Genomic DNA, 13,142 nt, shown 5'->3' with positions numbered 1-13,142 from the left:
CGGCGAGTTCCCACTTCGCGCCTGGCGGGTTGCCGTTTCCGGCCCGGCGAGTTCCCACTCCCGGCCTAGCGAACTGCCGCTTCCGGCCCGGCGAGTCCCCACTTCCGGCCCGGCGAGTTGCCACTTCGCGCCTGGCTAGTTGCCGGTCGGGCAGTGAAGGCGAGTAGTCAGGCCACATGGCGGCGGGCGATGGCGGCGCGCAGGGTGATGATGAGTCGGGCTGGGCTGCGTAGGTCGGCCGCGGTTGCCCGGATCACGGTCCAGCCGCGCGAGCGCAGGTCGGCCTCGCGGGCGGCGTCCTGTTCGGCGCGGTTCTCGTGGGCTTCGCGACCGTCGTACTCGAGCACCACGCGCGGGGCCTCCCAGGCGAAGTCCGTGCGGTACCGCTCGCGGCCGTTGATGTCGCGGATCTGGTGCTGCAACTCGGGTAGCGGCAGACCGGCGTCGTGCAGGATCAGCAGCATGGCGCTTTCCGCAGGCGACTCCGGGATTCCGGTGGCCAGGCCGAGCAGGACCTGAGCCCGGCGGCGGCCGCGGGTATCCGTCCGGAGCCTGATCCGTCGTGCCACCTCGGCCCGGAACTGCTCCCGGTACCCAGGAGCCAGGCCGGCGAGCGCCTGGTCGGCACAGGCGAGGGCGACCGGTTGATAGGCGCGGCAGAGCAACTCGGCGAGCGCCAGTTCGAGGCCGATCACCCGCAGGCCGTCCAGCAGGAGGACATCCTCCTCGTCGAACGCCCCCTGGTGCAGGGCGATGCCGACCCGGCTCTTGATCTTGCGGTCGTACCCGGACAGCACGTGGATCGGGCTCGCGTCGGCCGCCGAGCAGCCGTAGATCCGCGCCGCGGTGTGGCCGCAGAGCGCCGCGCGGCGGCCCACGAGCAACAGTGCGGCCGCGGCCCTGGTCGGAAAGTCCAGCAGCCGTTCGCGGTCGATGAGAATGTTCCGCGAATACTGCGAGAGCCGGCCGTCGGCGAGCAGGCCGCGCACGCTCGGCAGGCCGATCTCGGTGATGAGGTCCGAACGGCGATAGACACCGTGCAGACCCTCGGGCAGTTGCGTCATGCATTTCAGGGTGGCGCGTGAAAAGGTCGCGCGGAATCCGGAAAACCCGAGCTGTGGACAATGTTCGGGGGGTGTGGACAACTCGGGTTGCAGGGGTGCTGAACTGGGAACTCAGCTGCTGGAAATGGCAACTCGCGTGCTGGAAATGGGGACTCGCGGGGGGTTATGGGCCGATGCCGTGACAGGGGCGAACGCGCAGTGCGGCGACGTAGTCTGCTGGTGCGCCGGCGGCCTCGGCGGCGTCGGCCATCACCCCCAGATAGCGAGCGGAAGGGAGACCACCTTCGTATGCGTCAAGCACATACAGCCAGGCCAGTACGGAGCCCTCGAGGGTCTGGACCCGGAGACGGATCTTGGTGTGGAGGCCGAGTTCGCTGCCCTCCCACCGGTCAAGGCGAGCCTCGTCCTCCCGGGTCACGTCGTAGAGCACCACGAATACCTGCGAGTCTCCGTCCTCGACGAGGGTGGCGAGCGCGCCCTCCCAGCCGAGATCCTCCCCGCCGAAGGTCAAGCGCCAACCCACGAGCCAACCGGTGCCCGCCATTGGCGAGTGCGGCGCTCGCTCCATCATCTGAGCCGGATCCATGTTGGATCCATAGGCGGCATAGAGCGGCACGACGGACAGCGTAGCGATATACACGATCACGTGAGGGGGTGAAGCGGGCAGGCGACACCGTGTCCCGCGTACGGTGGCGACGAGCGGACCGTGGTAAGCGGTAAGGGACATGTGGGAGGAGAAGACCAGTGACCCGGATCGTGATCATGGGAGGGGGTCCGGCGGGGTACGAGGCAGCGCTGGTCGCCGCCCAGCACGGAGCCGACGTCACCATCGTCGAGCGGGACGGGCTCGGCGGGGCGTGCGTGCTGTACGACTGCGTGCCCTCCAAGACCTTCATCGCCTCGGCGGACGCCCGATCGGCACTGCACCACGCCGATGAGCTGGGCATCCGCACCCGTGACCTGCCCATCGGCGTCGAGCTGCCGGTTGTACACGGTCGGGTTAAAGGCCTCGCCCTCGCCCAGTCCGCCGACGTGCGCAACCGGGTGCTGCGCGAGGGCGTGCGGGTGATCAACGGCACCGCGCGGTTCCACGACGAGCACCTCGGGCTGGCCGCGCACCGCGTCCAGGCCACCACCCTGGCCGGTGAGACCGAGGTGTTGCCCGCCGACGTCGTGCTGATCGCGACCGGGGCGACCCCCCGGGTGCTGCCCGGCGCGGAGCCGGACGGCGAACGGATCCTCGACTGGCGACAGATCTACGACCTCCCCGAGCTACCCGAGCATCTCGTCGTCGTGGGCTCCGGGGTCACCGGCGCGGAGTTCGCCTCGGCCTACACCGAGATGGGCGTCAAGGTCACCCTGATCTCCAGCCGGGACCGGGTGCTGCCGCACGAGGACGCCGACGCAGCCGCCGTGCTCGAGGACGTGTTCGCCGAGCGCGGCACCACCGTCCTCAAGCACAGCAGGGCCGAACGGGTCGACCGGGTCGGCGACGAGGTGATCGTCGAACTGCGCGGCGGGGAGAAGGTCCGGGCGAGCCACGCGCTGATGACCGTCGGCTCGGTGCCCAACACGGCCGACATCGGGCTGGACAAGATCGGTATCGAGGCCGGGCCCGGTGGGTTCGTCTCGGTCGACCGGGTCTCGCGGACCAGCACCGCCGGGGTCTACGCGGCCGGCGACTGCACCGGCCTGATGATGCTCGCCAGCGTCGCCGCCATGCAGGGCCGCATCGCCATGTGGCACGCGCTGGGTGAGGGCGTCGCGCCGATCAAGCTGAAGACCGTCGCGGCCAACGTCTTCACCCATCCGGAGATCGCCACGGTGGGCATCGGCCAACTGGCCATCGACTCCGGCGAGGTGCCGGCTCGGACGATCATGCTCCCGCTGGCCACGAACGCGCGCGCCAAGATGGAAGGGCTGCGGCGCGGCTTCGTCAAGCTGTTCTGCCGTCCGGCCACCGGCGTGGTGATCGGCGGCGTGGTGGTGGCACCCCGGGCCAGCGAGCTCATCCTGCCGATCGCGCTGGCGGTGCAGAACCAGCTCACCGTCGAGCACCTGGCCCTGACGTTCGCGGTCTACCCCTCGCTGTCCGGGTCGATCACCGAGGCCGGCCGCCAACTCATGCGCCACGACGACCTGGATTGATGGAAAGGAGTGCGCACCGGCGCGGTTGGCGCCGGTGCGCACTTTGTTGGTCAGTCGTCGTGTTCGACCCAGTCGAAGGTTCGGGTGACCGCCTTCTTCCACAGTTTGTAGGTCTTCTCCCGGTCGGACTCCGCCATGGCCGGCTGCCATTCCTTGTCCTTGGCCCAGTTGTTGCGGATGTCGTCCTCGCCCTGCCAGAAGCCGACCGCGAGCCCGGCCGCGTACGCGGCGCCCAGCGCGGTGGTCTCGGCGACCTTCGGGCGGATCACCGGAACCCCGAGAATGTCCGCCTGGAACTGCATGAGCAACTCGTTGACGACCATGCCGCCGTCGACCTTGAGCGAGGTCAGCGCGACCCCGGAGTCGGCGTTCATCGCGTCGATCACCTCACGGGTCTGGAAAGCCGTGGCCTCCAGCACCGCCCGCGCCAGGTGACCCCGGTTGACGTACCGGGTCAGGCCGACGATCGCGCCGCGCGCGTCGGAACGCCAGTACGGCGCGAACAGCCCGGAGAACGCCGGCACCACGTAGCATCCGCCGTTGTCCTCGACGGTGCGCGCCACCTCCTCGATCTCCGGCGCCGAGCCGATCATGGCCAGGTTGTCCCGGATCCACTGGACCAGCGACCCGGTGACCGCGATCGCACCCTCCAGCGCGTACACGGTGTCCTGCGAGCCGATCTTGTAGCAGACCGTGGTGAGCAGCCCGTTCTTGCTCATCACCTGCTCGGTGCCGGTGTTGAGCAGCACGAAGTTGCCGGTGCCGTAGGTGTTCTTGGCCTCGCCCGGGGACAGGCACGCCTGGCCGAACGTCGCGGCCTGCTGGTCGCCCAGGATCCCGGCGACCGGCACGCCGGGAAGCACACCGCGATCCCGCACCTGCCCGTACTCCTCGGACGAGGAGCGGATCTCCGGCAGCATCGACAGCGGCACCCCGATCTCGGCGGCGATGTCGGGATCCCAGGACAGCGAGTGCAGGTCCATCAGCAGGGTGCGGGAGGCGTTGGTCGGGTCGGTGACGTGCACGCCGCCGTCCGGCCCGCCCGTCACGTTCCACAGCACCCAGGTGTCCATGTTGCCGAACAGCAGGTCGCCGGCCTCGGCCCGGGCTCGCGCACCCTCGACGTTGTCCAGGATCCAGCGGATCTTGGGGCCGGAGAAGTACGTCGCGATCGGCAGACCGGTCTTGTTCCGGTACCGCTCCTGGCCGCCGCCGAGCGCGCCGAGCTCGTTGCAGATCCGGTCGGTGCGGGTGTCCTGCCACACGATGGCGTTGTAGACCGGCTTTCCGGTCTTGCGGTCCCACACCACGGCGGTCTCCCGCTGGTTGGTGATGCCCACCGCCGCGATGTCACCGACATGCAGATTGGCCTTGGCCAGGGCGCCCGCGGTCACCTCGCGGGTGTTGGTCCACACCTCTTCCGGGTTGTGCTCGACCCATCCGGCCTTCGGAAAGATCTGCTCGTGCTCCTTCTGGCTGATGGCGACAACTTCGCCGGAATGGCTGAAGATCATGCAGCGGGTCGATGTGGTGCCCTGGTCGATCGCTGCCACATAGCTGGTCATCGGGCGGATGCCTCTCTGGTCGCCGATTCGTTCAGGAGGACGGGAGGATCTGGGAGATCAGGCCGGCGAGAACGCCTCCGACGATCGGGCCGACCACCGGGACCCAGGCGTAGTTCCAGTCGGCGCCACCCTTGTTCCTGATCGGCAGGATCGCATAGGCGATGCGCGGACCGAGGTCGCGTGCCGGGTTGATCGCGTAGCCGGTCGGGCCACCGAGCGAGTTACCGATACCGATCACGACGAATGCGACCGCCGCATAACCGAGCGCCGCGTTGCCGAACTGCGGAACACCGTCGGCGGCCTTGGCGCCCGGGCTGAGCAGAATCCAGAACACCAGCACGAATGTCCCGATGACCTCGGTAATGGTGTTCCACAGGTAGTTCGGAACGGTCGGGCCGGTGGAGAAGATGCCGCGGGTGTTGGCCGGCTCGTCATGGGTGTCGAACTGCAGCTTGTAGGTCAACCAGCAGAGCACCGCACCGAGGAACGCACCCACCATCTGGCCGAGCAGGTACGCGGGCACGTCCGCCCAGTCGGCCTTGTCCCCGGCGAGCAGACCGAGCGTGACGGCGGGATTCAGATGGGCGCCGCTCGGCGCGGCGATGCTGGCGCCGATGAAGACCGCGAAACCCCAGCCGAAGTTGATCAGTAACCAACCGCCGCCGGTGCCGAGGGTCCTCTTCAGCACGACGTTCGCCACGACGCCGCAGCCCATCAGCGTCAGCGCGGCAGTGCCCAACAATTCCCAGAGGAAGATCTCGCCAAAGCTCAGATCCATGGTCCGCCTCCCGCACGATATGAAGGCAGGCAGCGACAAAGCCACAGGTTCGGGGATGGCCTCGTTGCCTACCCAGAGCGATCTCGGACGCTACGTGACCAAGGTCAAACTGTCTACCGGTTGGGAAACGTTTGACCTGGGTAGGCGGTACCGTGAGAAGGCCTGAACACGGGAGGCGATCGTGGTGAATAGCAAGGCTGATCCGCCTACCGGCGCCACTGTGGACATGTCCGGTGGTCGACTCGGCCCGGCGGAGCGGGAAGACGCCTGGCGGCGACTCGGCGCGGACACGTTCGACGTCGTGGTGATCGGTGGTGGCGTGGTCGGCGCGGGCACCGCGTTGGACGCCGCCACCCGGGGTCTGCGGGTCGCGCTGGTCGAGGCGCGTGATCTGGCGTCCGGGACGTCGAGCCGGTCGAGCAAGTTGTTCCACGGTGGGCTCAGATACCTGGAGCAGCTCGAGTTCGGGCTGGTCCGGGAGGCGCTGCGGGAGCGTGAGCTCATGCTCACCCGGATTGCGCCGCATCTGGTCAAGCCGGTGAGCTTCCTGTACCCGCTGAACCACCGGGTGTGGGAACGGCCCTACACCGCGGCGGGGCTGTTGCTGTACGACCGGATGGGGGGCGCGCGGTCGGTGCCCGGCCAGAAACACCTCACCCGGGCGGGTGCGCTGCGCATGGCGCCCGCGTTGCGGCGCGACGCCCTGATCGGCGGTATCCGGTACTTCGACGCGCAGGCCGACGACGCCCGGCACACGATGACCGTCGCGCGCAGTGCCGCGCACTACGGCGCCGTGGTGCGGACCTCCACGCAGGTGGTCGGCATCCTGCGGGAGGCCGACCGGGTGTCCGGGGTTCGGGTTCGCGACGTCGAGGACGGCCGGGAGACCGAGGTCAGGGCCAACGTCGTGATCAACGCGACCGGGGTGTGGACGGACGAGCTGCAGCGGTTGGCCGGCACCCGGGGCCGGTTCAAGGTGCGGGCGAGCAAGGGCGTGCACATCGTGGTGCCGCGCGACCGCATCGTGTCCGAGACCGGGATCATCCTGAAGACCGAGAAGTCGGTGCTGTTCATCATCCCGTGGGGTAACCACTGGATCATCGGCACGACCGACACGGACTGGAACCTCGATCTCGCCCACCCCGCGGCGACCGAAGCCGACATCGACTATCTCCTGCAGCATGTCAACGCCGTGCTCGCCACGCCGCTGACCCAGGAGGACATCGAGGGCGTCTACGCCGGACTGCGGCCGCTGCTGGCCGGGGAGAGCGAGGAGACCTCGAAGCTGTCCCGGGAGCACGCTGTCGCGCGGGTGGCGCCGGGGCTGGTGGCGATCGCCGGCGGGAAGTACACGACCTACCGGGTGATGGCCGCGGACGCGGTGAACGCGGCGTCGGTGGACCTGCCCGGCCGGCTGCAACCGTCGATCACGGACCAGGTGCCGCTGCTGGGCGCGGACGGCTACCACGCGCTGGTGAACCAGGTGGACCAGTTGGGTGCCCGGTACGGGCTGCATCCCTACCGGGTTCGGCACCTGCTCGACCGGTACGGGTCGCTGGTGCACGACGTGCTCAGGCTGGCGGCGGACCGCCCGGAGCTGCTCCGGCCGCTGGCGGGCGCGCCGGACTACCTACGGGTCGAGGTGGTCTACGCGGCCAGCCACGAGGGTGCGCTGCATCTGGAGGACGTGCTGGCCCGGCGGACCCGGATCTCGATCGAGTACCCGCACCGGGGCGTCGGCACCGCCGAGGAGGTCGCCGCCCTCATGGGCGCCGTGCTCGACTGGGACAGCGCCACCCGCGAACGGGAGATCAAGGTCTACGAGGCCCGCGTCGACGCCGAACGCGACTCGCAGACCCAGCCCGACGACCAGGCCGCCGACGCCAAACGCTCCGCCGCCCCCGAAGCCCGCCCCGAGATCCTCGAACCCGTCTCCTAACCCCGCCGGCGCGCGGACGGGGTTGCGAAAGCCCGTGCCCGACCAACGGCTACCTCAGGGGACCGTGACGGCACCCAGCCCCAATCCACCCGATATCCGCACCGTCACCCGGAACGCAGCACGCATAAAAATTCCGGAGAGGCGGCACAGTGGCCAGTCAGTCGCCGATGACGGTGGGGGGGAGGTTGTGTTCTTCGCCGTCGATGGAGACGGGTTCGGTGACGCGGTCGGGGGCGTCGTAGTTGCGGCGGGTGGGGGCGGCGCCGCGGACCTCCTGGTCGGGGGCGTCGCCGAACCACTGGCCCGAGCCGATGACGTCGAAGCCCCGGCGCATCATGCCCCGGTCCTGCCCGCCGCTCATGCCGGTGCCGGCGGCGGCACCTGGCGTTGCCGCCGCCGGCGTCCCAGCTGCCGCGGCCATCTGGCTGGCGGCGGCGGACTGCATGTCGGGTGTGTCGATCCCACCGTGCAGGCCGGTGAACCCGGCTCCGATGCTCGAACCCGACGTGGGTGCGGTGCTGCGGACACCGGGACCGCCGGCGGCCGGGGAGCCCGCGCCGGGCGCGCCACCGGTGCCACCGGGGCTACCGGGGCCTGCGCCAACGCCGGGCGCCGGACCGGAGATGCCGCCGCCGCCGGGGCCGGAGTAAGTGCTGCCGGACCCGGGGCCGGAGTACGTGCCGGTGCCGGTGCCGGTGTAGGCCCCGGTTCCAGCGCTGGGGCCGAGGCCGGTGCCGGTGCGGCCGGCGCCGGTGTACCGGCGGCCGGGCCGGTGCTCGTCGTCGTCGGAGTCGAAGACCGAGGAACCGGGGAGGGCCATCCCGGTGTAGCTGCCCCGGCCGGGCCGCGCCGGAGCCGGGGTTTCGTTGGCGGCCGCGCCGCCGGTACCGCCGCCGCCGAAGTCCCAGTGCGGGCCGCGGCCATGCCCGTGCCCGTGCCGGTGGTCCTGCGGCTCGGTGGACATCGCGGGCGCCGGAAGGTGGCCGACCGCGACGGCGGGCGTGGTGACCGCGACGCCCGGGCGGCCGTGCCGGTGGATCTCGCCACCGGTCAGCCCCCGGTCGGGCGGGTCGAAGGTGGCCAGCGCCGTGGTGGTGCCGTCGGTGCTGAGCTGGTAGGCGGTCATCACCTCGAACGCCTTCTGCTGGCCGGCCGTCGCCGCCGTCTCCACGGGTTCGAGGTCGTGCTGGGCCGCGATCACCTGCACCGGGGCGGCCGCCGCCGGGTCGGGCGCTGCGGCCGGCGCGTCCTCCGGCACCGGCATCTCGGCGCGGGCCCGGGCCAGGTGCTCGGCCTGGGCCTCCACCGCCGTACGCATCTCGGCCGCGTTGCCTCCGGTCAGCTGTGCCCAGCCGGCCAGCCCGGACAGCCGGTTGAAGGCCTGCCCGGCGGCCGGCCCGGTCCAGCCGGCGCGGGCGCGGTCCAGCGCCGCAGCCAGATCCTCGCCGACCTCGGTGAGCGTCGCGGCGATCTCTGACCAGCGGCGGGACGGTTCGGCCGAGGCGGTGGGTCCGGCGCCCTCGTGCAGGAGCTGGTACAGCTCCTTGTGCGTGAAGCCCTGCCAGCGGGTGCTGTCGGTGTCGGCCATCAGACGCCCGTCCCCTCCTGCTTGCTCACGGTCGCGCTACTGTCCTCTTCGGACACCTGGTACTGCAGCGCGGTCCGGTCCAGAGCCTCGACGGCCGTGCTCAACTGGACGCGGTAGGCGCGCAGCACGCTCAGCGCTGACTCTTCGGAGTCGACCGAGCGGGCGTTGAGCGCCGACGTGGCCCTGGTGGTGACCGGATCGTTGGCCCAGGCGCCGATCCGCAGATCGCCGCCGGCCAGCGTGATCTGGCGGTCCACCTTCGCCAGCGCGTCGGCGAACGCGTCGCGCAGTGCGGGGACGGCTGCCGGATCGACGGCTACGCGATTCCCGTGATCTTGCCCCTGGCTACCGACTGCTACCACGCCGGCCTCCGATCCGGTTTCGTGGACACCTGTGGTGTGCTCACTGTATCGGTCTGTGATGCTCGGATTCGACCGTTCGGCCACATTTCCTGGACCCGTCAAGCCGATGTCGCCGCACGCACCACCAAACCCTCTTCGGTGCCATCCCCCAGTAGGGCTTGCTCGATTACGCCGGTTGGGGCAAAGCCACATTTCTCGGCCACCCGCGCGGACGCCTTGTTGCTCTCGAAATGCTTGTACAGCACGCGTTCCAGCCCCAGTGCCCCGAAACCGAACCGCAGTGCCGCGGCCAGCGCCCGGGACGCGGCACCCCGGCCGCGCCCGGCCGGATGGGTCCAGCAGGCCGCCTCGGCGGTGCCGGCGGTGAGATCGAGATCCTTCAGCCCGACCTCACCGAGCAACTCGCCGGTGAACGGGTCGGCGACCGCCCACGAGCACCGCTCGTCGCGGATCCACTCCCGGGCCCGCCGCACGATGTACGCCCCGGCGTCGGACAGCGTGTCGATGCGGTAGCCGGGCACCCACTGGCGGGTGTCCGGATCGGCGAAGCCCTCCAGCACCGCCCGGCGGTCGTCGACCCGATCGTCGGCCCGCAACGCGCGCAGGTAATAGACCCCCAGATTGATCTCAACCGGTTCCACGGACCAACGTTAATGCCTGGCACCGACAGTTTTGGCCGGTAGAGGTCAGTCCCACGGACGGCGCCGGTACCGCCGCCGCCGGTCGTGGTTCCAGTCCTCCCCGTAGATGGCGCCCCCGGCGACGGCCACCACGGCCGGGATCAGGAACACGAACCAGACCCTGAACACGGCCAGGAACAGCACCAGCGCCAGGATGGCGGACAGCGGGACCATGGCCGCCCAGATCCGCTCGCCGACCGTGCGCTCATCGCGGCGGACCGCCCACCGGGGCTGGGTCGGGGCGATCGACTGTTTGAACGCAGGCCGCGGGTCGGGCAGGTCGTTGAACAGGTCGAGCAGTTCGCCCCGGGTCTTCGCGGTCGCCACCCGCGCGGTGCGGTCGCCGTACTCGTCGACACCGAGCCGGCCGTCGCTCATGTGCTCGCCGAGCTTGCGGATGGCATCCTCCCGCTCGGCATCACCGATCCGGATGTCCGACGGGTTAATCTCCACAGCCAAATCCTACGTCCGGCCGGTGGGTGCCGATCTGAGAACGCTCTCAGCTCTCGGAAGGCGGTTTGCGGGAGCCGTCGGAGGTGACCGCGCCGATGACCATCAGCCCGGCGGCGAAGACGATGAACATCCACCACGCGCCGAGCAGGACCGTCAGCAGGATGGCGGTCGGGACCATGACCGCCGTCCACACCGCGGCGATCCGGTTGCCCACCTCGGAGCGGCTGGAACTGACCTGACCCGCGGGCTGGGCCGGCACCACCTCGGTGGCGGTGCTCAGCTCCGGGCGCGGCGGCGGCAGGTCGTCGAACAGCGCCGCGATGTCCTGGCGGGTGCGTGCCGCCTCGGCCCGGCCGACCCGGTCGGAATGTTCCGCCGCGTCCAGCCGGCCGTGCCCCAAGTGGATGTCGAGCATGGCTCTAGCCTCGCCGCGCTCGATGTCACCGATTCGGATCTCGGCTTCCCGGCCCTCGCCCACACCGGGATAGTAGGCGTCACCGACGATCGATTCACGGAGAGGGATCATCAGCCTGGTTCCCGGGGCTTCTTGGCCGCCGCGGACAGCATGCCCAGCACGGTCCCAGCGACCAGGAACACGATGAGCAGCCACCACCAGCCCTTGAAGATCGTCAGCAGCAGCGCGGTCGGCATGCCGAACAGGAATGTCGCGCCGGCGGCGAACTCGAGCGCGCTGCTCCACGGCGTCTCCAGCAGGCCGGTGCCGGGCGGGGGACGGTCCTCGTAGTCCGGATGCGGAGCGGGCAGGTCGGCGAAGAGCTTCGCCAGGTCGCCGCGGGTGACCGCGTGTCCAGCCAGGGTGATGCGGTGCTCGTGTTCGGCCGGCGTCAGCCGGCCCTCTTCGAGGTGAACGTCGAACAACTCCCGAGCGTCATGGCGGTCGGCATCGCCGATCCGGATACCGAGGCTGGATTCCTCGGTCATTCCTTGATTTCGCAGAGCACGCTGCCCTGGGTGACCGTCTCGCCCGCGCCGACGGCCAGTCCGGTGACCGTGCCCGCCTTGTGCGCGGTGACCGGGTTCTCCATCTTCATCGCCTCGAGCACCACCACCAGGTCACCGGCCTCGACCTGCTGGCCGTCCTCGATCGCGATCTTGACGATGGTGCCCTGCATCGGCGCGGTCACCGCGTCGCCGGACGCGGCCGCCGTCTTGCCGCCGCTGCGCTTGCGCGGGGCGGCCTTGGCCACCGCCGGCTCGCCGGCGCCCGCGACGCCGGCCAGACCGGCCGGCAGCGACACCTCCAGCCGGCGGCCGCCGACCTCCACCACCAGGCTCTGCCGGGGCTGCTCGTCGGGGGTCGCGGCCGGGTCGGCGAACGGCGGGATGGTGTTGTCGAACTCCGTCTCGATCCACCGGGTGTGCACGGAGAACCCGGACTCGTCCCCGACGTAGGCCGGATCGCGCACGATCGCCCGGTGGAACGGCAACACGGTGGCCATCCCCTCGACGATCATCTCGTCCAGCGCGCGGCGGGACCGGGCCAGCGCCTCGGCCCGGTTCTCCCCGGTGACGATCAGCTTGGCCAGCAGCGAGTCGAACTGGCCGCCGATCACGTCGCCGGACACCACGCCGGCGTCCATCCGCACGCCCGGACCGGACGGGGCGACGAACCGGGTGACCGTGCCGGGGGCGGGCAGGAAGTTGCGCCCGGCGTCCTCGCCGTTGATCCGGAACTCGATGGAGTGCCCGTGCGGCGCCGGGTCCGCGGTGTACCGCAGCGGCTCGCCGTCGGCGATCCGGAACTGCTCGCGGACCAGGTCCAGTCCGGTGGTCTCCTCGGAGACCGGGTGCTCGACCTGCAGCCGGGTGTTCACCTCCAGGAAGGAGATGGTGCCGTCGGTGCCGACCAGGTACTCCACGGTGCCGGCGCCGGAGTAGCCGGCCTCGCGGCAGATCGCCTTGGCCGACTCGTGGATCGCGGCCCGCTGCTCGTCGGACAGGAACGGAGCAGGCGCCTCCTCGACCAGCTTCTGGTGCCGGCGCTGCAGTGAGCAGTCCCGGGTGCCGACCACGATCACGTTGCCGTGCTTGTCGGCCAGCACCTGCGCCTCGACGTGCCGGGGCTTGTCCAGGTAGCGCTCCACGAAGCACTCGCCGCGGCCGAACGCGGCCACCGCCTCGCGCACCGCCGAGTCGAACAGGTCCGGGATCTCCTCCTCGGTCCGGGCCACCTTCAGCCCGCGCCCGCCGCCGCCGAACGCCGCCTTGATCGCCACCGGCAGCCCGTGCTCGCGGGCGAAGGCGATCACGTCGTCCGGTCCGGACACCGGGTCCGGGGTGCCGGGCACCAGCGGGGCGCCGGCCCGGGTGGCGATGTGCCGGGCGGTCACCTTGTCGCCGAGGTCGCGGATGGCCTGCGGGTCGGGCCCGATCCAGGTCAGCCCGGCATCGATCACGGCCTGCGCGAAGTCGGCGTTCTCGGCGAGGAAGCCGTAGCCGGGGTGCACCGCGTCGGCTCCGGCTCTTTGGGCGGTTTCGACCAGTTTGTCAATCCGCAGATACGTCTCGGTGGCGGAGTCGCCGCCGAGGGCGTATGCCTCGTCG

At 70.5% G+C, this 13,142-nt stretch carries 13 protein-coding genes; 2 read left to right on the top strand and 11 right to left on the bottom strand.

From position 1 onward, the window contains the following. Nucleotides 1-167 precede the first annotated feature (167 nt). Nucleotides 168-1,064 carry a DUF559 domain-containing protein gene (locus VFO68_RS25645; RefSeq protein ID WP_325160943.1) on the bottom strand — a complete coding sequence of 299 codons (897 nt, stop codon included), beginning with the start codon at nucleotides 1,062-1,064 and terminating at the stop codon, nucleotides 168-170. A gap of 163 nt (nucleotides 1,065-1,227) precedes the next feature. Beyond that, nucleotides 1,228-1,680 carry a gamma-glutamylcyclotransferase gene (locus VFO68_RS25640; RefSeq protein ID WP_325160942.1) on the bottom strand — a complete coding sequence of 151 codons (453 nt, stop codon included), beginning with the start codon at nucleotides 1,678-1,680 and terminating at the stop codon, nucleotides 1,228-1,230. A 128-nt stretch (nucleotides 1,681-1,808) separates the two neighbouring features. Between VFO68_RS25640 and VFO68_RS25635 the strand changes: the two genes are divergently transcribed. Beyond that, entirely contained in the window at nucleotides 1,809-3,212 is a 1,404-nt protein-coding gene (locus VFO68_RS25635; protein WP_325160941.1) for an NAD(P)H-quinone dehydrogenase, read from the top strand. A gap of 50 nt (nucleotides 3,213-3,262) precedes the next feature. On the opposite strand, the gene glpK is transcribed toward VFO68_RS25635, so the two are convergent. Next, nucleotides 3,263-4,777, bottom strand: coding sequence for a glycerol kinase GlpK (glpK, locus tag VFO68_RS25630; RefSeq protein ID WP_325160940.1), 1,515 nt, complete (start codon nucleotides 4,775-4,777; stop codon nucleotides 3,263-3,265). A gap of 31 nt (nucleotides 4,778-4,808) precedes the next feature. Next, nucleotides 4,809-5,549, bottom strand: a complete 741-nt coding sequence (locus VFO68_RS25625) for an MIP/aquaporin family protein (protein WP_325160945.1) — start codon at nucleotides 5,547-5,549, stop codon at nucleotides 4,809-4,811. Nucleotides 5,550-5,781: 232 nt separating this feature from the next. On the opposite strand from VFO68_RS25625, the gene glpD reads away from it, so the two are divergent. Then, nucleotides 5,782-7,494 (top strand): glycerol-3-phosphate dehydrogenase, encoded by a 1,713-nt coding sequence (gene glpD / locus VFO68_RS25620; RefSeq protein ID WP_325160944.1) that lies wholly within the window; start codon nucleotides 5,782-5,784, stop codon nucleotides 7,492-7,494. A 157-nt stretch (nucleotides 7,495-7,651) separates the two neighbouring features. Here glpD and VFO68_RS25615 read toward each other — a convergent pair whose 3' ends face one another. From VFO68_RS25615 to VFO68_RS25585, 7 genes are all read right to left on the bottom strand, one after another. Then, complete coding sequence (locus VFO68_RS25615) at nucleotides 7,652-9,082, bottom strand: PPE domain-containing protein (protein ID WP_325160939.1); 1,431 nt, start codon at nucleotides 9,080-9,082, stop codon at nucleotides 7,652-7,654. Beyond that, complete coding sequence (locus VFO68_RS25610) at nucleotides 9,082-9,444, bottom strand: transcriptional regulator (protein ID WP_325160938.1); 363 nt, start codon at nucleotides 9,442-9,444, stop codon at nucleotides 9,082-9,084. Before VFO68_RS25610 ends, VFO68_RS25615 begins: the two co-directional genes overlap by 1 nt. A gap of 98 nt (nucleotides 9,445-9,542) precedes the next feature. Next, nucleotides 9,543-10,085 carry a GNAT family N-acetyltransferase gene (locus VFO68_RS25605; protein ID WP_325160937.1) on the bottom strand — a complete coding sequence of 181 codons (543 nt, stop codon included), beginning with the start codon at nucleotides 10,083-10,085 and terminating at the stop codon, nucleotides 9,543-9,545. 45 nt (nucleotides 10,086-10,130) lie between these two features. Then, complete coding sequence (locus VFO68_RS25600) at nucleotides 10,131-10,577, bottom strand: DUF1707 domain-containing protein (protein WP_325160936.1); 447 nt, start codon at nucleotides 10,575-10,577, stop codon at nucleotides 10,131-10,133. Between the two features lie 46 nt (nucleotides 10,578-10,623). Beyond that, nucleotides 10,624-11,103 carry a DUF1707 domain-containing protein gene (locus VFO68_RS25595; protein ID WP_325160935.1) on the bottom strand — a complete coding sequence of 160 codons (480 nt, stop codon included), beginning with the start codon at nucleotides 11,101-11,103 and terminating at the stop codon, nucleotides 10,624-10,626. Beyond that, complete coding sequence (locus tag VFO68_RS25590) at nucleotides 11,103-11,519, bottom strand: DUF1707 domain-containing protein (RefSeq protein ID WP_325160934.1); 417 nt, start codon at nucleotides 11,517-11,519, stop codon at nucleotides 11,103-11,105. Before VFO68_RS25590 ends, VFO68_RS25595 begins: the two co-directional genes overlap by 1 nt. Then, nucleotides 11,516-13,142 (bottom strand): acetyl/propionyl/methylcrotonyl-CoA carboxylase subunit alpha (locus VFO68_RS25585; RefSeq protein ID WP_325160933.1); only part of this gene is annotated, 1,627 nt, incomplete at its 5' end. The genes VFO68_RS25590 and VFO68_RS25585, both read right to left, overlap by 4 nt.

The sequence above is a fragment of the Actinophytocola sp. genome (genome assembly GCF_035712165.1).
Taxonomy (GTDB): domain Bacteria; phylum Actinomycetota; class Actinomycetes; order Mycobacteriales; family Pseudonocardiaceae; genus DASYTH01.
This window is presented reverse-complemented; position numbering and strand designations above follow the sequence as displayed.